The sequence below is a fragment of the Curtobacterium sp. MMLR14_002 genome (genome assembly GCF_001864975.1).
In the GTDB taxonomy this organism is placed as follows: domain Bacteria; phylum Actinomycetota; class Actinomycetes; order Actinomycetales; family Microbacteriaceae; genus Curtobacterium; species Curtobacterium flaccumfaciens.
The window spans coordinates 137,651-155,368 of sequence record NZ_MJGT01000047.1; the positions used below are offsets into that span (position 1 = coordinate 137,651).

The 17,718-nt window shown below is 70.0% G+C and carries 17 protein-coding genes and 3 tRNA genes; 9 read left to right on the top strand and 11 right to left on the bottom strand.

Annotated features, from left to right (window positions below; translation table 11 throughout):
* Positions 1 to 4: 4 nt before the first annotated feature.
* Positions 5 to 1,000, bottom strand: a complete 996-nt coding sequence (locus tag BIU91_RS05120; RefSeq protein ID WP_071404498.1) for an SDR family oxidoreductase — start codon at positions 998 to 1,000, stop codon at positions 5 to 7.
* A gap of 92 nt (positions 1,001 to 1,092) precedes the next feature.
* Between BIU91_RS05120 and BIU91_RS05125 the strand changes: the two genes are divergently transcribed.
* A complete protein-coding gene (locus BIU91_RS05125; RefSeq protein WP_139196654.1) occupies positions 1,093 to 1,806 on the top strand; it encodes a DUF4175 domain-containing protein in 714 nt (237 codons plus the stop codon).
* On the opposite strand, the gene BIU91_RS05130 is transcribed toward BIU91_RS05125, so the two are convergent.
* The 4 genes from BIU91_RS05130 to BIU91_RS05145 are packed head-to-tail and all read right to left on the bottom strand — an operon-like array spanning position 1,778 to position 4,201.
* Entirely contained in the window at positions 1,778 to 2,539 is a 762-nt protein-coding gene (locus BIU91_RS05130) for a DUF2071 domain-containing protein (protein ID WP_253183693.1), read from the bottom strand. The two genes, BIU91_RS05125 and BIU91_RS05130, sit on opposite strands and share 29 nt — an antisense overlap.
* Positions 2,536 to 3,369 carry a nitroreductase family protein gene (locus BIU91_RS05135; protein ID WP_071404500.1) on the bottom strand — a complete coding sequence of 278 codons (834 nt, stop codon included), beginning with the start codon at positions 3,367 to 3,369 and terminating at the stop codon, positions 2,536 to 2,538. The genes BIU91_RS05130 and BIU91_RS05135 overlap by 4 nt, the downstream gene beginning before the upstream one ends.
* Before the next feature lie 3 nt (positions 3,370 to 3,372).
* On the bottom strand, positions 3,373 to 3,753 hold the full coding sequence (locus BIU91_RS05140) for a hypothetical protein (protein ID WP_071404501.1): 381 nt from the start codon (positions 3,751 to 3,753) through the stop codon (positions 3,373 to 3,375).
* A gap of 10 nt (positions 3,754 to 3,763) precedes the next feature.
* A complete protein-coding gene (locus BIU91_RS05145; protein ID WP_017887694.1) occupies positions 3,764 to 4,201 on the bottom strand; it encodes an Lrp/AsnC family transcriptional regulator in 438 nt (145 codons plus the stop codon).
* Positions 4,202 to 4,504: 303 nt separating this feature from the next.
* Here BIU91_RS05145 and ddaH point away from each other — a divergent pair, with 303 nt between their 5' ends.
* Positions 4,505 to 5,413, top strand: a complete 909-nt coding sequence (ddaH, locus tag BIU91_RS05150) for a dimethylargininase (RefSeq protein ID WP_071404502.1) — start codon at positions 4,505 to 4,507, stop codon at positions 5,411 to 5,413.
* Positions 5,413 to 6,642 carry an ornithine--oxo-acid transaminase gene (gene rocD, locus BIU91_RS05155; protein WP_139196655.1) on the top strand — a complete coding sequence of 410 codons (1,230 nt, stop codon included), beginning with the start codon at positions 5,413 to 5,415 and terminating at the stop codon, positions 6,640 to 6,642. Before ddaH ends, rocD begins: the two co-directional genes overlap by 1 nt.
* Before the next feature lie 120 nt (positions 6,643 to 6,762).
* Here rocD and BIU91_RS05160 read toward each other — a convergent pair whose 3' ends face one another.
* Positions 6,763 to 7,755: an NAD-dependent epimerase/dehydratase family protein gene (locus tag BIU91_RS05160; RefSeq protein WP_071404503.1), complete on the bottom strand. Its 993-nt coding sequence runs from the start codon at positions 7,753 to 7,755 to the stop codon at positions 6,763 to 6,765.
* Positions 7,756 to 7,854: 99 nt separating this feature from the next.
* Positions 7,855 to 8,442 (bottom strand): hypothetical protein, encoded by a 588-nt coding sequence (locus tag BIU91_RS18435; RefSeq protein ID WP_139196656.1) that lies wholly within the window; start codon positions 8,440 to 8,442, stop codon positions 7,855 to 7,857.
* Between the two features lie 243 nt (positions 8,443 to 8,685).
* Between BIU91_RS18435 and BIU91_RS05170 the strand changes: the two genes are divergently transcribed.
* Positions 8,686 to 9,696 carry an aldo/keto reductase family protein gene (locus BIU91_RS05170; RefSeq protein WP_071404504.1) on the top strand — a complete coding sequence of 337 codons (1,011 nt, stop codon included), beginning with the start codon at positions 8,686 to 8,688 and terminating at the stop codon, positions 9,694 to 9,696.
* A 142-nt stretch (positions 9,697 to 9,838) separates the two neighbouring features.
* Here BIU91_RS05170 and BIU91_RS05175 read toward each other — a convergent pair.
* From BIU91_RS05175 to BIU91_RS05185, 3 genes are all read right to left on the bottom strand, one after another.
* Positions 9,839 to 9,911 (bottom strand) — tRNA-Phe (locus BIU91_RS05175).
* Position 9,912: 1 nt separating this feature from the next.
* Positions 9,913 to 9,989, bottom strand: a tRNA-Asp gene (locus BIU91_RS05180).
* A 53-nt stretch (positions 9,990 to 10,042) separates the two neighbouring features.
* Positions 10,043 to 10,115, bottom strand: a tRNA-Glu gene (locus tag BIU91_RS05185).
* Between the two features lie 258 nt (positions 10,116 to 10,373).
* On the opposite strand from BIU91_RS05185, the gene BIU91_RS05190 reads away from it, so the two are divergent.
* Entirely contained in the window at positions 10,374 to 11,651 is a 1,278-nt protein-coding gene (locus tag BIU91_RS05190; protein WP_071404505.1) for a M23 family metallopeptidase, read from the top strand.
* 34 nt (positions 11,652 to 11,685) lie between these two features.
* Entirely contained in the window at positions 11,686 to 13,176 is a 1,491-nt protein-coding gene (locus tag BIU91_RS18440; RefSeq protein WP_071404506.1) for an NlpC/P60 family protein, read from the top strand.
* A gap of 256 nt (positions 13,177 to 13,432) precedes the next feature.
* Here BIU91_RS18440 and BIU91_RS05200 read toward each other — a convergent pair whose 3' ends face one another.
* On the bottom strand, positions 13,433 to 13,924 hold the full coding sequence (locus BIU91_RS05200) for an inorganic diphosphatase (protein WP_027467055.1): 492 nt from the start codon (positions 13,922 to 13,924) through the stop codon (positions 13,433 to 13,435).
* A 64-nt stretch (positions 13,925 to 13,988) separates the two neighbouring features.
* On the opposite strand from BIU91_RS05200, the gene tilS reads away from it, so the two are divergent.
* The 3 genes from tilS (at position 13,989) to ftsH (ending at position 17,716) form a co-directional block, all read left to right on the top strand.
* Complete coding sequence (tilS, locus tag BIU91_RS05205; RefSeq protein WP_027467056.1) at positions 13,989 to 15,008, top strand: tRNA lysidine(34) synthetase TilS; 1,020 nt, start codon at positions 13,989 to 13,991, stop codon at positions 15,006 to 15,008.
* Positions 15,009 to 15,017: 9 nt separating this feature from the next.
* Positions 15,018 to 15,569 carry a hypoxanthine phosphoribosyltransferase gene (hpt, locus tag BIU91_RS05210; protein ID WP_017887686.1) on the top strand — a complete coding sequence of 184 codons (552 nt, stop codon included), beginning with the start codon at positions 15,018 to 15,020 and terminating at the stop codon, positions 15,567 to 15,569.
* A gap of 158 nt (positions 15,570 to 15,727) precedes the next feature.
* The gene (ftsH, locus tag BIU91_RS05215) at positions 15,728 to 17,716 is read left to right on the top strand and encodes an ATP-dependent zinc metalloprotease FtsH (protein ID WP_027467057.1); all 1,989 of its coding nucleotides are present in this window, start codon (positions 15,728 to 15,730) and stop codon (positions 17,714 to 17,716) included.
* The last annotated feature ends 2 nt before the right edge of the window (positions 17,717 to 17,718 follow it).

The following is a 17,718-nucleotide window of genomic DNA, read 5'->3' on the forward strand; positions in this document are numbered from 1 at the left end:
CGGCTCATCGTCGGCGTCCCGCGACGAGTGCGACGGCCCCGGCGGCACCGAGCACGGCCCCGATGATGCCGTTGCCGACCCGGCGGTGCTCCACCCACCAGGTCTGCGGCGACCAGGCGTGGGCGGACTCGTCGAAGACCCCGTGCGCACCGTGGTCGCCCGGCACCGGCTCGTACAGGTTGTCCCGCATCTCGAGGCCGTCCTTGTCCGGCGCCTGCTGCCCGTCGACCAGGGTCTTGGCGGCGTACCAGTCGGCGAAGCGTCCGCTGATCCGGTTGCCGAGGATCGTGTAGACCGTCGACTCGCCCACCCAGGTGCGGCTGCGCGGTCGCTCGGCCACGGCGGCGATGGCCCGGGCACCGACCTCGGGCTGGTAGATCGGGGCGACCGGCTGCGGGTGGTGCGGCAGCTTCGACTTCACCCACTGGAACTGGATCGTGTTGAGCGCGGGCATGTCCACGCGGGACACCTTGACCTTGCTGCCCTGTTCGCGCAGCTCGGAGACGACGGACTCGGTGAACCCGACGATCGCGTGCTTCGCACCGCAGTACGCGGCCTGCAGGGGGATCCCGCGGAACCCGAGCGCCGAGCCGACCTGGATCACGTGCCCACGACCGCGGGGGACCATCCGCGACAGTGCCGACCGGGTGCCGTTCACGAAGCCGAGGTAGGTCACGTGCAGCGCCCGCTCGAAGTCCTCCGGCGCGGTGTCGAGGAACTTCCCGAACACCCCGACCATCACGCCGTTCACCCACAGGTCGATCGGTCCGAGCTCCTGCTCGACCCGGTCGGCCGCAGCCTCGACGGCGTCGCGGTCGGAGACGTCGGCGACCAGGGCCAGCCCGCGGCGCCCGGCGGCCTCGACCTCGGCGACGGCGGCGGCGACCCCTTCTTGCCCGCGGGCCAGGACGGCCACGTCCCACCCCCGTGCGGCGAGCTCCCGGACGGTCGCCCGTCCCAGTCCTGCGGATCCACCGGTCACCACTGCCACTCGAGTCATGGCTCCCTTGTACCTGCGGTCTGCCGTGCACCACTCAGCCGCTGTCCCCCGACGACCCGTGCCTCAGGGCGGTGGCCGAGCATGATGGTGGTGTGGACACACGAGACGACCCCGTGGAACCCGAGCCGGACGCGGAGCCGCAGCCGCGCTGGATCCGCCGGACGCCGATCGTCCCCGAGCAGTGGTGGGGTCCGCCGACGGCTCTGGCAGTCGGGGTGATGGCGATCGTGGCGATCGGCATCTGGTTGCAGCGTCCCGCCCTGCCCGTCGTGATCCCGGTCGGCGCCGTGGTGCTGGCCGGTGCGTTCGTGCTCGCGGTCGCCGGGCGGCGTGCGTACTGGTATCCGAGTCGGGCGGAGGCTTGGCGCTTGCATCGCACACGGGTCCTCGTGTGGAACGCGGTGGGCGTCGCGTTGTCGGTGTTCGCCTTCGCGGTGGGAGCACGGACGCTCCTGATCGGGTACCTGGTCGCCGCCACCGGCCTGTACACGATGCGACGCGACGACCCGACGCGGTTCGAGCGGCGCGGTCGTGCGGTGGCGTCGGCGGCCGTCGCGGTGGTGGCGGCCGTGTTCGCGGTCGTGGCGTTGACGGTCCCGGTCGTCGACGAAGCGCACGCATCGCTGTGGATCGGGTGGAGCGTCCTGGTCATCCCGGTCGCTGGCGTCGTCGCGGTGCTGAACTGGCGAGCCGCGTCGAGGACGGCCGAGCCCGACCTTGACGGGGCGGAGGGAGTCGAGGGTCAGCGACCGGGACCGGAGCCGGGCACCGATCCGCTCAGCGCCCCCGACCGAACCGCGTCGTGACCCCCGGCGAGTAGAGCACCGAATCCGGCTCGAGCTCGGTCAGCCCGAAGGGCAACCCGGCCGCTCCGACCAGGTCGTCCCGCAGCGACACGACCGAGGCCCGGTGCAACGGCCACGACTCGTGCTCGTTCGGCCAGAACCGCGTCCGCCCCGCCCGGTGCACGTGCATGCCCCACCGCGCCGTCAGGAACGTCTCGAGGGGCCCCGGCTCGTCGAGCACCTCGCCCACACGGACGTCGAGCATCGACCGCAGGTGGGTGCCGTGCCGACGCATCGCGTAGCCCACGCGGCCGTGACCGCTGCGCGACTCCGCGACCGCCCACCGGTACGGCAGTCCGGTCGCGACGCGTGCGCCGATGGTCGGCAGGAGCTTGCCGGCGTCGAGCGACAGGAACACCACCCCGCGTTGCCCCTGCTCGTCGACCGTGTAGACGCGGACGTTCAGCTCGACGAAGTCGCCGATGCTCCCGGTCGAGAACGGCGGGAACCGCGTGTCCTCGAACCGGAACGCGATGAGGCCCACCCAGGTGGTCACCCCGTCGTCGGTGCCGTCGAGCGCCATCGTGTCGGGCCGGGTGCCGGCCGGCAGCAGCGGGGCCACCGCCGACACATCGACGCGCCAGTGCACGAAGACGACGTCGAGCCAGTCCTGCGAGATCCAGGGGCGGCCCGGCAGGCCGGGGGCAACGGCCTGGAGGCCCGGGGTCACGTGGGTGGGTCGGGTGTCGGTCACGATGTGGTCGCCTCCGGTTCGATGTGGGCTGCGACGGGTGCGTCGTCCCACCCGCGCTGCGGGGTGTCGCAGGTGCCGCGGAACACGTACTGCGAGGGTCGCTTCCGCTCGCTCGACGTCCAGTCGATGGCCGGACGTCGTCGTTCCGGGGGCAGGTACCCGATCCGGTAAACGGCCATCAGCTCGAGCGACTCGGGCACGCGGAGCAGTCCCTCGATCTCCTCCCACGCGCCGGGGGTCTCCATCGGGAAGGACACGAACTGGATCCCCAGGCCGAGCTCGGTCGTCGCGAGCCAGATGTTCTCCATCGCCGCGCCCATGCTGAACACCGAGTAGAAGCCGGACAGCTCCTCCTTCCGGTACTCGTGGCGGTCGAGCAGCACGCCGAGCAGCAGCGGTGACCCGGCGACGAGCTTCCGGTTCTCCTCACCCAGGGTCTGCGGCACCCGGAGCGTGTTCATGAGCAGCTGCCCGCGCTTCGTGAACACCTGCTTCGTGAACGGCCGCAGCGGCCCGGGGAGCTTGTCGAACAGCATCCCGTCGCGCCGCTCGTCCATCTCGGCCTTCGAGAACCGGAAGTACGGCTTGTACCGCTCGAAGAACGTGCCCTCGGCCATGGTGCGGGTCATCGAGCTGCCGCTGATCTCGGCGACGCGGTCGATCGTCTGGCGCTCCTCGATCAGCACGAAGCGCCACGGCTGGCTGTTGAGCTGCGACGGTGCCCGGCCGGCGAGCTCCATGAGCAGCCGCTGGTGCTCGTCCGACACCGGATCGGGCAGGAACGGCCCGTTCGTCGTGCGTCGTCGTCGGATGGCCTCGAACAGCTCCACTGCTCACCTCTCTGATCGCCTGCGAGCGAGCACGGCCCCCAGGTAGGACGGTGCGGCGGCGACCGCGACCTTCCAGTGTGCTCCGGAGCGCGGGTTGGTGCGTGGAGCGACCGCCAGGGGCACGAGTGCCGGCAGCAGGAACAGTGCGGTCCGGTCGCGGGTCCACGCGGGGGTCGTCGCGGCGACGCCGGTCAGGGTCGCGGTCACGACGAACAGGCCGTGGTGCACGACACGGAGCTTCTTCGTGCGGATCAGCCGCACGGCGACCGCGGTGCCCCACAGGCAGTTCGCGACGTAGGCGAGGCCCGCAGCGGTGACCAGCTGCCGGGCCGGACGCGATCCCGTGGGCGGTGATCCGCGCCTCCCGGCCGTCTTCCGTCCCATGCGTGGGACGTTACGCGGTCTCTCGACTGACGAGCTTGGAGAGCACGATCGCGGAGCGGGTGTGGTCGACCTGGGGTGCGAGGCGGACCTTGTCGAGCGCCTCCTCGAGCGCGGACAGGTCCTTCGAGCGCATGTGCACGACGGCGTCGGCGCTGCCGGTGACCGTGCCGGCGTCGATGACCTCGGGGACGGTGTCGAGCAGGGCACGCAGCTCGTCGGGCGAGACGGTGCCGCGGCAGTAGAGCTCGACCCAGGCCTCGGTCCCGCGGTCCTCGACGGCGGGGTCGACCTTGATCGTGAAGCCCTGGATGACGCCGTCACCGACCAGCCGGTCGACACGGCGCTTGACGGCCGAGGCCGAGAGTCCGACCACCGACCCGATGTCGCCGTAGCCGGCGCGGGCGTTGTCCCGGAGCTGATCCAGGATGCGGTGGTCGAGCGTATCCATTTGTCCCCATCGTACGCGGACTTGTTGCGAGGCTGGTGGGTCTCGCGCACGAAACGTGCGTCACCCGAACGGGTGTCACGGTCCCGCAGGCGGGGGACTGCACTCCGTGGACGGTGTGTGCCAGGACCGGAGTGGCGTCGATGCTTGAGTGTCACTGTTCCGCTGCGGTGAGTCTGTGGAAGGATCGACTCGGCGTCGACCTGGTCCGCTGCGGTGAGTGAGCCTGCATCTCACCGGAGCTCTTCTCCTCGTTCCGTTTCGGTTCCTGGCAGGCTCGGGCCCCGGTCCCTTCCAGGAGGACTGATGTCGAACACCGCACCCGCCCCTGAGTCCGTCGCCACCCCGGCCCGTGTCGCCACCAAGCGCACGATCCTGATGTGCAAGCCGGACTTCTACACCGTGAGCTACCGGATCAACCCGTGGATGCACCCGGAGGAGCCGACCGACACGTCGAAGGCCGTCGAGCAGTGGGAGTCGCTCGTCGCCGTCTACGAGCAGCTCGGCTTCGACATCTCGTACATCGACCCGATCGACGGCCTGCCGGACATGGTCTACGCGGCCAACGGCGGGTTCGTCCTCGACGGCATCGCGTACGGCGCGAAGTTCCAGTACCCCGAGCGCCAGCCCGAGGGCCCCGCGTACATGGACTGGTTCCGCCAGGCCGGTCTGACCGTCGCCGAGCCGGAACAGACCAACGAGGGCGAGGGTGACTTCCTGCTCATCGGGGACACGATCTTCGCCGGCACCGGTTTCCGGTCGGACAGCACCTCGCACGACGAGCTCGCGAAGATCTACGGCCGCGAGGTCGTCACGCTCAAGCTCATCAACCCGAGCTTCTACCACCTCGACACCGCCATCGCCGTGCTCGACCCCGAGCCCGCCGTCGACGGGGCGAGCAACATCGCGTACCTGGAGAGCGCCTTCGACGAGCCGTCGCTGGCGATCCTGCGCGAGCGCTTCCCGGACGCGATCATCGCCACGGAAGAGGACGCCGCGATCCTCGGCCTGAACTCGTACTCCGACGGGTACAACGTCGTGATCGCCGCCCGGGCTGTTCGGTTCGCCGAGCAGCTGCGCGAGAAGGGCTACAACCCGATCGGCGTCGACCTGTCCGAGCTGCTGCTCGGTGGTGGCGGCGTGAAGTGCTGCACGCTCGACCTGCACCCGGTCGGCACCGGCACCTCGGTCGCGCGTTCGCTCGGGGTCAGCTGATGTCGGCGGCAGCGTCGCTCGGGGTCAACACCGCGGCGGCGCTCGCCGTCGAGGACCGCGCCCTCGCGCACAACTACAGCCCGCTGCCCGTCGTCATCGCGTCGGGTGCCGGAGCGACCGTCACCGACGTCGACGGCAAGCAGTACCTGGACGGCCTCGCCGCGTACTCGGCGGTGAACTTCGGCCACGGCAACCCGCGGCTGCTCGATGCCGCACGGGCGCAGCTCGACCGCGTGACGCTCACGAGCCGCGCGTTCGTGAACGACCAGCTCGGGCCGTTCGCGGCAGCACTGGCGGCGTTGACGGAGACCGAGATGGTCCTGCCGATGAACACCGGTGCCGAGGCCGTCGAGTCCGCGATCAAGGTGTCCCGCGCCTGGGGCTACCGGGTCAAGGGCGTGCCGGCCGAGCGGGCGACGATCATCGTCGCGTCCGGGAACTTCCACGGGCGCACCACGACGATCATCTCGTTCTCGGACGACCCCTCGGCCCATGATGACTTCGGACCGTTCACGCCCGGCTTCCGCACGGTGCCGTACGGCGACGTTGCGGCCCTGCGCGAGGCGATGGACGAGACCGTCGTCGCCGTGCTGCTCGAGCCGATCCAGGGCGAGGGCGGCGTGGTCATCCCGCCGGAGTCCTACCTTCCCGACGTCCGCGCGGTCTGCGACGAGTTCGGTGCGCTGTTCATCGCCGACGAGATCCAGTCCGGCCTCGGTCGCACCGGACACACGCTCGCGGTGCAGCGCGTCGGGGTGCGTCCCGACCTCATCACGCTCGGCAAGGCCCTCGGTGGCGGCATCGTGCCGGTGTCCGCGGTGGTGGGCTCGCGCGATGTCCTGGGCGTCCTGCGCCCCGGCGAACACGGATCGACCTTCGGCGGCAACCCGCTCGCCGCAGCCGTCGGCGCCGAGGTCGTGGCGATGCTCGGTGAGGGCACGTTCCAGCAGCGGGCCCTCGACGGCGAACCGCTGTTGCGCGGCCTGCTCGACGACCTGCTCGGCAAGGGTGTCGTCTCGCACCGGGTCGCCGGACTCTGGGCAGGGATCGACATCGACCCCGCGCTCGGCACGGGCAAGGCGATCTCGAAGGACCTCGCCGACCGCGGGCTCCTGGTGAAGGACACCCACGGGTCGACGATCCGCTTCGCGCCGCCCCTGGTCGTCACCGACGACGAGCTGCGTTTCGCGATCGGAACCCTGGCGGACGTGCTCGCCGCGCGCGCCTGACGCGCGCGCCGCGGGATCGCTCGCGCGCCCAAGCGCGCTTCTCGCGCTTCTCGAGTTTCGTGAGCAGAAATGGTCGGGTCGCCACACGGCACCCGACCATTTCTGCTCACCAAGTGCGGCTCACACCGCCCAGCGCGCCGCCAGCTCGTCCATCAGGCCATCGAGTCGCTCGTCGACGACCTGCTCCTCGGGGTGCGCCTCGTACCAGGCGATGACCTCGCGCACACCCTGTCGGTAGGTCGTGCGCGGCCGGTACCACGGCACGAGCGACCGGACCTTGCTGTTGTCGAACACCGAGCTGTTCGCCTTGTCGCCGAGCAGCGCCGCGCCCCACTCGGGGTCGACGGCGTTGATCGCGTCCGCCGGCACGTGCACGATCCGCAGGTCCTCGACCCCGGCCGCCGCAGCGATCTCGTGCGCGATGGCGTTCCACGTCGGCGCCTCGTCGCTCGTGATCGTGAAGGGCTCACCGATCGCCTCGGCCCGGTCGAGCAGCCCCGTGAACCCGACCGCGAAGTCGCGGCTGTGCGTCAGGGTCCACAGCGAGGTGCCGTCGCCGGTGATGATGACCGGCTTGCCGGCACGCATCCGAGCGACCGCGGTCCAGCCGCCGGTCAGCGGCAGCTTCGTCTCGTCGTAGGTGTGCGACGGCCGCACGATGGTCACCGGGAAGTCCTGCTCCCGGTACGCCTCCATCAGCAGCTCCTCGCACGCGATCTTGTCGCGCGAGTACTGCCAGTACGGGTTCTTCAGCGGCGTCGACTCCGTGATCGGCAGGTGCGTCGCCGGCGTCTGGTACGCCGAGGCCGAGCTGATGAACACGTACTGCCGCGTCCGCCCGGCGAAGAAGTCGACGTCGGCCTGCACCTGGTCCGGCGTGAAGGCGATCCAGTTCACGACCACGTCGAAGCGCTGGTCGCCGAGTGCGTCCGCCAGTGCGCTGCGGTCCGACACATCAGCCTGGAGGCGCGTCACACCCTCCGGGATCGGCCTGCCCCCGGTGGTCCCCCGGTTGAGCACGGTCACGTCGAACCTCCGCTCGACGGCTTCCCGGACGCAGGCGGCGCTGATCACGCCGCTCCCGCCGATGAACAACACGCTCGCTCCGGTCATGGACGCTCCCTCGCTCTCCGCGGCGCAGCCCTGCGCCGAACCCCTCCGATCCTGCCCCTCAGATGCTGGGTCGGGCATCGAGCACCGTGCCGAGCATCGTCACGTCCTGTGCCCAAGCCGCGGCGCCGGGGTGGATCCATCCGAGCAGTTCGATCGCGTAATCGTGGTCCCGCCGAAGATCACGCCCATGGATCGGCTCGTGGCGGCGGCGCGGTTCCGCACGAAGTGCAGTTGCTGCATACGTGTCCGAACCTCGCGCTGGCGAGTCAGCGCATCCGCCGGGCCGTGTGGGAACGCGCGGTGGAGTGCCGGTGTCCACAGGGCCGTCAGGTAACGAGACTCGAACAGGTACCGCCAGAACCCGAAGCTCAGTTCGGCGACGACTCGCCCGTGCACTTCTGCTCGTTTCCCTCCTCGCGTGGCACGTCGTCGCGCGACGACCAGATCGTTCTTGCCTTGGGCGTCGAGGGGAAGGACGTCGAGCCAGGATGAGCCGGGGTGACGAGCAGTTGCCCAAGCGCGGAGCTGCACGTCTGCGGTGTTGCGCACCACGCTCTCGACCGCCCCGGTCAGCTCCATCACGGCAGCTGCAGCTCGCATGTTCCATTCGTAGAGCCCGACAGCGCGTGCGTCGTCGGGCACAGCGTGGAAGTAGGAACGAAGGCGTTCCCGGGTCAGCAGGTCCACGACGTCCGCCGGCTCCACGCGACCTCCAGTTGACATCGAACGCTCGCCCCGTAAACTCATATATCGAAGACCCCGGAACGATCACTGGCTCAGGCCACATCGCCGGGGTTTCGTCTTTGCCGACCATTTCTGAAACATCAGCGTACAGCGCTGCGCCGCCTTGCCGAGTGCGCGCCGACGACGTCGGACTACCGTCACGGTTCGGGTCGCACCGACGCGCCCCACGACAGGAGTGACACGCACATGGAGTACCGCTACCTCGGCAACTCGGGCCTCAAGGTCTCCGAGATCACCTACGGCAACTGGCTCACCCACGCATCCCAGGTCGAGAACGACGCGGCGATCGCCTGCGTCAAGGCAGCCCTCGAGGTCGGCATCTCGACGTTCGACACCGCCGACGTCTACGCCAACACCGGCGCGGAGACGGTCCTCGGCGAAGCGCTCAAGGGGGAGCGGCGCCAGTCCCTCGAGATCGCCACGAAGGTCTTCGGGCCGACCGGTCCGAAGGGCCACAACGACACCGGGCTGTCCCGCAAGCACATCCTCGAGTCGATCGACGGCTCGCTGCAGCGGCTGCAGACGGACTACGTCGACCTGTACCAGGCGCACCGTTACGACCACGAGACCCCGCTCGAAGAGACGATGCAGGCCTTCGCGGACATCGTGCGTCAGGGCAAGGTCCTGTACGTCGGCGTCAGCGAGTGGACCGCGGACCAGCTGCGGGCCGGCGCTGCGCTCGCGAAGGACCTCGGCTTCCAGCTCATCTCGAACCAGCCGCAGTACTCGGCGCTGTGGCGGGTCATCGAGGACGAGGTCGTCCCCACCTCGAAGGAACTCGGCATCTCGCAGATCGTCTGGTCGCCGATCGCCCAGGGTGTGCTCACCGGCAAGTACAAGCCGGGTCAGCCGCTGCCCGAGGGCTCCCGCGCGACCGACGACAAGGGCGGCGCGGACATGATCAAGCGGTTCATGCGCGACGAGGTGCTGTCCTCGGTGCAGGAGCTGCAGCCGGTCGCCGACGAGTTGAACCTGTCGATGGCGCAGCTCGCGGTCGCTTGGGTCCTGCAGAACGAGAACGTCGCCTCGGCGATCATCGGGGCTTCGCGTCCGGAGCAGGTGCACGACAACGCGGGCGCAGCCGGCGTCACGATCCCCGCGGAGCTCATGTCGCGGATCGACGATGCCCTGGGCGCCGTGGTCGAGCGCGACCCGGCGAAGACGAACGACAGCAGCCCGAAGACCCGCGAGGCGTAGGCAGTCCGCAAAACACCGGTGTTCACTCGTTGAACACGCGCATGCCACGGTTCGACGCGCGAACACCGGTGTTTTTGCGGCCGACGTCACACCGGCCGGACAACGGAAAAGGCCCCCTGCCGAAGCAGGGGGCCTTCACCGGTGGCTGGACACGGCATCGATCCGTGGACCTTTCGATTTTCAGTCGAACGCTCTACCAACTGAGCTATCCAGCCGTGGCGACCCTGACGGGACTTGAACCCGCGACCTCCGCCGTGACAGGGCGGCACGCTAACCAGCTGCGCTACAGGGCCATATTGAATTGCTGTGGTGTTGTTCAGTACTACTTGCTCGCTCACTCAAGGAGTGACCCCAACGGGATTCGAACCCGTGCTGCCGCCGTGAAAGGGCGGTGTCCTAGGCCACTAAACGATAGGGCCGCAAGCAGTGCATCGCGCTACCGATGGACAAGCATACGGATGCCCCCCGGGTTTCACAAATCCAACCCCGCCAACCGTGCATCCCCGGCGTGTCGCGGCGTCAGCGCACGGGTCTCCGATGCTGTCGGTGCGAGCATCGTCGGCGGCCGCACCCCTCGTCCGAGGGGCTGTCGAGCCTGCGACCCGTGTTGTTACTGTTGCACCTGTTAACAGTGTTACGTGCGTGAGCCTTGCCGCGCTGTTACGAAATCGAGATACATGTCGACCTCCACTCCCTTCTCCCTCCGCTCCCGCAGCCGCCTGATCGCCGCCGCGGTCGCCGTCGCGCTCACAGCCGGCACGCTCGCGGTCCTCGCCCCGGCGTCGTCCGCCAGCGCCGCGAGCTACCCCAGCTGGGACGAGGTGCAGCGGGCGAAGTCGTCGACCAGTGCCCAGCAGGCCAAGGTCAGCGAGATCAAGTCGCTCATCTCATCGCTGAAGAGCGAGGCCGCTGCCAAGCAGAAGGCCGCACAGGCCGCGGGCGAGGCGTACCAGGCCGCGCAGAACAAGTACGACGAGGCGACGCTCAAGCAGAAGAAGTTCCAGTCGCAGGCGGATGAAGCCAAGCAGACCGCCGCGCGGTCGGAGGAGCAGGCCGGTCAGCTCGCCGCCCAGCTCGGTCGCACCAGCGGTGACGACGTGACGACGGACATCCTCACGCACCCGTCCGACTCCGGCGACCTGCTCTACGAACTCGGCGCCATGTCGAAGCTCAGCGAGCAGTCCGAGGGCATCTACGCGCAGGCCTCGCAGGACCGCGGTGTGGCCCAGGGCCTCGCCGACAAGGCCGACCGCGCCAAGCAGGCCCTCGGGGACCTCGCCGACGCCGCACAGTCGAAGATGCAGCAGGCCCAGGGTGCCGCCGACGCCGCACAGACCGCGGTGGACGCCCAGAACGACAACGAGTCCCGGCTCGAGGCGCAGCTGACCGCGCTCACCTCGAAGCAGCGCGGCGTCGAGGCCGACTACCGCAAGGGCGTCGCCGCCGAGAAGGCCCGCCAGGCCCGCCTCGCAGCAGCCGCCGCGAAGGCAGCAGCCAAGGCCGCGGCGACCAGCCAGGGCGGCACCGGTGGCGGCAGCGCCAACCCGGCCGGGTGGGTCCGACCCGCCGGCGGGTTCCAGACCAGCCCGTACGGCTACCGCGTCGACCCCTACACGCACGTCAGCGCCCTGCACGCGGGCGTCGACCTGGCCCCGGCCTGCTACGCCCCGATCTACGCGGCACACGACGGCACCGTGACCTTCGCCGGCAACGGCGGCGGGTACGGCAACGAGGTCATCCTCGACAACGGCGGTGGCATCTCCACCGCGTACGGCCACGTCGTCGACGGCGGGATCATGGTCACCGCCGGCCAGCACGTCACCGCGGGACAGCAGATCGCCAAGATCGGCTCGACCGGCTGGTCGACCGGGTGCCACCTCCACTTCGAGACCCGGATCAACGGCGCTGCCGTCGACCCGGTCCCCTTCATGGCAGCGCGGGGGATCTCGGTATGAGCATCAGCGCCACCAGAAGGCGTCGACCCACGTCATGAACACCTCCGCTCGCTCGTTCTCCTGCGGGATCGCGACCATCGCCGTGCTCGGCATCGGCCTGTCGGTCGTCATCGCCGGACCGGCCCAGGCCGCACCCTCGGGTCCGTCCTGGGACGACGTCAAGGCCGCCAAGTCCGATGCGGCCGACGCCCAGCAGACGGTCGACGAGCTGAGCGACCGGCTCGGCACGCTGCAGGACGCCGCCGACCAGGCCGGTGTCGCCGAGCAGCAGGCCGGGCAGGCGTACGCCCTGGCGGCGTCGCAGCAGCAGGAGGCGAAGGACACCCTCGCCGACCTGTCCGCGCAGTCGAAGCGTGCGAAGGCCCGGGCGGACGACTCTGCCGGCCAGGTCGCCGGGCTCGTGGTCGAGCTGTCCCGCACGGGCGGCGGTGACCTGTCGACGACCATGCTCATGGACTCGTCGGACTCGAAGGACCTGCTCTACCGCGTCGGCACGATGTCGCACCTGTCCGAGCGCTCCGCGACGGTCCTGGCCGAAGCACGCGCCGATCAGAAGACCGTCGAGTCCCTGGCCGCCCAGCAGTCCGCGGCCGAGAAGGCCCTGAGCAAGGCGACCGAGGCGACGAAGACCACCTTCGCGACGGCCAACGACGTGGCCGCAGGCGCCCAGGCCCGGGTGCAGAAGGAACAGGACCAGCAGACCGAGGTCCTGCGCCAGCTCGCGTACCTGAAGGGCACGAGCGTCGCGACGGAGACCGCGTACTGGAGTGCGCAGCAGGCGAAGGCCGCCGCGGCCGCCATCGCGAAGCAGACGCGCGACGCCGGCACCGGGAACGGCTCCGGCACCGGGAACGCCTCCGGCGGCGGCACGAGCGGTGGCAACACCGGCAACACCGGCAACACCGGCAACACCGGCAACACGGGCGGCACCGGCAGCACCGGCGGCGGGACCTCCACCCCGGCCGTGCCGAGCACGCCGTCCACGCCCAGCACCCCGTCGAACCCCGGCACCCCCGCGAAGCCGAGCACCCCGAGCAAGCCGAGCACCCCCAGCACGCCGAGCAAGCCGGCACCCTCCCCTGCTCCGGCACCGGCGCCCGCTCCGGCCCCCGCTCCGACCCCGAGCAGCCCCTCGAAGGCCGCCGGCGCCATCGCGTTCGCCCGTGCCCAGCTCGGCGAGCCGTACGTCCTGACCGGCGCCGGCCCGAACACCTGGGACTGCTCCGGCCTCGTGATGATGGCCTACAGCTCGCAGGGCATCGCGACCGGCGGACACAACGTCGTCTGGCAGTACAACTACTTCAAGTCGATCGGCCGCCTCGTCCCGCTGTCCCAGCGCCAGCCCGGCGACATCCTGTTCTACTCGTCGAACGGCACGGCCTCGGGGGCGTACCACGACTCGATCGTGACGAGCTACGGCACCATGGTCGAGGCCGCGCGCCCCGGCGTCGGCGTCGTCGAGCGTGCCATCTGGCTGCCGAACCAGCTCATGCCGTACGTCGCCCGCCCGAGCGGTTCCCTGTAGCCCGCTCCCGCTGTGCCCGTTCTTTCCCAGAGCGGCTGCGGTACCAAGCGAGATCGGGCGTGCCTGCACGGATCAACGCACCAGGTACGCCCGTTTCCACCCGGTACGCCCGTTTCCACCAGGGGCGCCCCCCGCACGCCGCGCCCCCGCACGCCACGCTCCGCCCGCGCACGCCCCGCCCCGCGCGACAGCAGCACCACAGAACGGCGCCCGCCCTCCGGAAGGAGAGCGGGCGCCGTTCGTCGTCAGGGAATCGTCAGTGCGAGCCGGGCACGTACGCGGCTTGACCGGCCTGCACGATGCGCTCGGCCTCGGCGGCGTCGCCCCAGCCCTCGGCCTTGACCCACTTGTTCGGCTCGAGGTCCTTGTAGCGCTCGAAGAAGTGCGCGATCTCGGCCTTCGTCTGCTCCGGCACGTCCGAGATGTCCTGGATGTGCGCCCAGCGCGGGTCCTTGGCGGGGACGACGAGGACCTTCTCGTCGTTGCCGGCCTCGTCGCTCATCTTGAAGACGCCGACGGGGCGGACCTTGACGCCGACGCCGGGGAACGTCGGGAACTCGAGCAGCAGCAGCGCGTCCACGGGGTCACCGTCGTCGGCCAGGGTCTTCTCGAAGAACCCGTAGTCGGTGGGGTAGACGAACGAGGTGAACAGCACGCGGTCGAGGTAGACGCGACCGGTCTCGTGGTCCACCTCGTACTTGTTGCGGCTGCCCTTGGGGATCTCGACGACGACGTCGTACGCGGCCATGTTGCGCTCCTGTGTCTGCTTCGGGGACTGTCGTGTGTTGCGAAAGCGCGGCTAACGTTACCGGGTGAACTCTCCGCGTCCCCGGCTCGACCCCGCCGTCGCCGAGACCCGCCTGGCCGTCCGCGACCTGCTCGCCGCAGCCGTCGACGACGGCGTGGTCGCCGCAGGCGACCTGGTGCTCGTCGCACTGAGCGGCGGACCGGACTCCCTCGCCCTCGCTGCGGCCACCGCGTTCGAAGCGGGCAAGCAGGGTCTGCGGGCCGGGGCAGTGGTCGTCGACCACGCGCTCCAGGCGGGCTCCGAGGCGGTCGCGAGCCGCGCCTCCCGGCAGGCATCCGAGCTGGGACTCGACCCGGTGACGGTCCGCAGGGTCACGGTCGGCTCCGACGGTGGTCCGGAAGGCGCCGCCCGGGAGGCCCGCCACGCGTCGATCGCCGAGGTCGCGGCCGCCACCGGGTCACCCCTGGTGCTGCTGGGCCACACCCTGGACGACCAGGCCGAGACCGTGCTGCTCGGCCTGCTGCGCGGCAGCGGGCCGGACAGCCTGTCCGGCATGCAGCCGCTCGCCCGCCGTGACGGCGGTCCGGCCTACGGCCGGCCGCTCCTGTCGGTCCGGCGCCACGCGACCCGGCAGGCGTGCGCCGCAGCGGGGCTGGCACCGTGGCACGACCCGCAGAACGACGACCCCGCGTACGCACGGGTGCGGGTGCGGAACACCCTGCTGCCGGTGCTCGAACGGGAGCTCGGCGCCGGGGTGCCCGAGGCCCTGGCCCGCACGGCCGACCAGCTGCGCGAGGACTCCGCGGCGCTGGACCACTTCGCGGAGGAGATCGCGGAGGACATCGCCGAGCACTCCGAGGCGGGCATCTCGCTGTCGGTGCGGGCGCTCGGGGCGAACCCGCCGGCGCTCCGGCAGCGACTCGTGCGCCTGGCGGTGGAGAGCGAGTTCGGGGTGACGCTGTCGCGCGTGCAGACGCTCGAGGTCTGCCGGCTGGTCACGGACTGGAGCGGACAGGGCCCGATCGACCTGCCGGGCGTCCGTGCCACGCGGACCGGCGACCGCATCGAGTTCAGCGCCGGTTAGGCTGGCGTGGTGGAACTCTCCGACGTCCAGGCAGACCTGTCCGAAGTGCTCTTCACCCCCGAGCAGATCGACGAGAAGCTCGCCGAGCTCGCGGCGGTCGTCGACGCCGACTACGCGGGCCGCGACCCGCTGCTCGTCGGGGTGCTCAAGGGTGCCGTCATGGTGATGGCGGACTTCTCGCGCCACCTCAAGATGCAGGCGCGGATGGACTGGATGGCGGTGTCGTCGTACGGCTCCGGCACGAAGTCGTCCGGCGTGGTGCGGATCCTCAAGGACCTCGACACCGACCTGCACGGCCGCGACGTCCTGATCGTCGAGGACATCATCGACTCCGGTCTGACCCTGTCGTGGCTCAAGCAGAACCTGCAGTCCCGTGGTGCCGCGAGCGTCGAGATCGTCGCCCTGCTGCGCAAGCCCGAGGCCGCCAAGGTCGAGGTCGACGTGAAGTACGTGGGCTTCGACATCCCCGACGCCTTCGTGGTCGGGTACGGCCTGGACTACGACGAGCGCTACCGCAACCTGCGCGGCGTCGGCGTCCTCGCTCCGCACGTCTACTCCTGACGGGCGGCCCGCCGCGCTCGGGTCGCACTCGGCCGACTCTGGCCCGGGGGTGAGTTCGCCCGCAGAGGACACCCATTCTCGCCACAGAATCGCGGCCGTATGCTGACCTGCACGCAACTTCGGCAGAGAAAGGTGTCGGGCACTCGCGCCCGGATCACATGAACTTCAAGCGCATCTTCCGCGGCCCGTACCTCTACGTGCTGATCGCGCTGGCGGGCATCTTCATCGGCTGGAGCGTCATCAGCCAGGGCAGCACGCAAGAGATCGACACCCAGAAGGGTCTCGAGCAGCTCTCCGATGACAAGGTCTCGTCCGCGACCATCAACTCCACCGAGCAGCGGGTCGACCTCGTCCTGAAGGACGGCGACAAGCAGGAGCAGTTCTACTACTCCACGCCACGCGGCGAAGAGGTCGTCCAGGCCGTCAACGACGCCAACCTGCCGGACGGCTACAACGACCGCGTCGCCCAGGGCAACTGGTTCCTGTCGCTGCTCGGCATCCTGCTGCCGTTCCTGATCATCGGTGCCCTGTTCTGGTTCCTGCTCTCGAGCGCCCAGGGTGGCGGCTCGAAGGTCATGCAGTTCGGCAAGTCGAAGGCCAAGATCAACAACAAGGAGAACCCGCAGGTGTCGTTCGCCGACGTCGCGGGTGCCGACGAGGCGATCGAAGAACTCCACGAGATCAAGGAGTTCCTCAAGGAGCCCGCGAAGTTCCAGGCCGTCGGGGCGAAGATCCCGAAGGGCGTGCTGCTCTACGGCCCTCCCGGAACCGGCAAGACCCTGCTCGCCCGCGCCGTCGCGGGAGAAGCCGGCGTGCCGTTCTACTCGATCTCCGGTTCGGACTTCGTCGAGATGTTCGTCGGTGTCGGTGCGAGCCGTGTCCGTGACCTCTTCGAGCAGGCCAAGGCGAACTCGCCGGCCATCGTCTTCATCGACGAGATCGACGCCGTCGGTCGTCACCGTGGTGCCGGCATCGGCGGTGGCAACGACGAGCGCGAGCAGACGCTGAACCAGCTCCTGGTCGAGATGGACGGCTTCGACGGCAAGACGAACGTCATCCTCATCGCCGCGACGAACCGTCCCGACGTGCTCGACCCCGCGCTCCTGCGCCCCGGCCGTTTCGACCGCCAGATCGGCGTCGACGCCCCGGGCCTCGCCGGCCGCAAGCAGATCCTCGAGGTGCACGCGAAGGGCAAGCCGCTCGCCGCGAGCGTCGACCTCGAGCTGCTCGCCCGCAAGACGCCGGGCTTCACCGGTGCCGACCTGGCGAACGTCCTGAACGAGGCGGCCCTGCTGACCGCCCGCTCGAACGCGCAGCTCATCGACAACCGTGCCCTCGACGAGGCCGTCGACCGCGTGATGGCCGGCCCGCAGCGCCGCACCCGGATCATGTCCGACCAGGAACGCCTGATCACCGCGTACCACGAGGGCGGCCACGCCCTGGCGGCAGCGGCGATGCGGCACACCGACCCGGTCACGAAGATCACGATCCTGCCCCGCGGCCGTGCCCTCGGCTACACGATGGTGCTCCCGCTCGAGGACAAGTACTCGGTCACCCGCAACGAGCTCCTCGACCAGCTCACCTACGCCATGGGTGGTCGCGTCGCCGAGGAGATCGTCTTCCACGACCCGACCACGGGCGCCTCGAACGACATCGAGAAGGCCACCGGCACCGCCCGCAAGATGGTGACCGAGTACGGCATGAGCCAGGCCGTCGGGTCCGTGAAGCTCGGGTCCGGTTCGAGCGAGCCGTTCGTCGGCCGTGACATGAGCGGTGGCACCGGTCGCGACTACTCGGAGACCATCGCCCAGACGGTCGACGCCGAGACCCGCGCCCTGCTCGAGGCCGCGCACGACGAGGCCTACCAGGTGCTCAACGACAACCGCGACATCCTCGACCGCCTGGCCGGCGAGCTCCTCGAGAAGGAGACGCTCGACGCTCCGGAGCTCGTGGAGATCTTCAAGGACGTCCGCAAGCTGCCGGAGCGCCCGCAGTGGCTCTCCAGCGACAAGCGCCCGGTCAGCAACCTGCCCGCGATCGACGTGCCCGGCAAGGCCGCCTCGACCGCAGCGGACCCGTCGGACTCCGAGTCGACCTCGAAGACCCGTCGTCGCCCGTTCGGCAACCCGGGTATCGCCCCCGCGTAGGC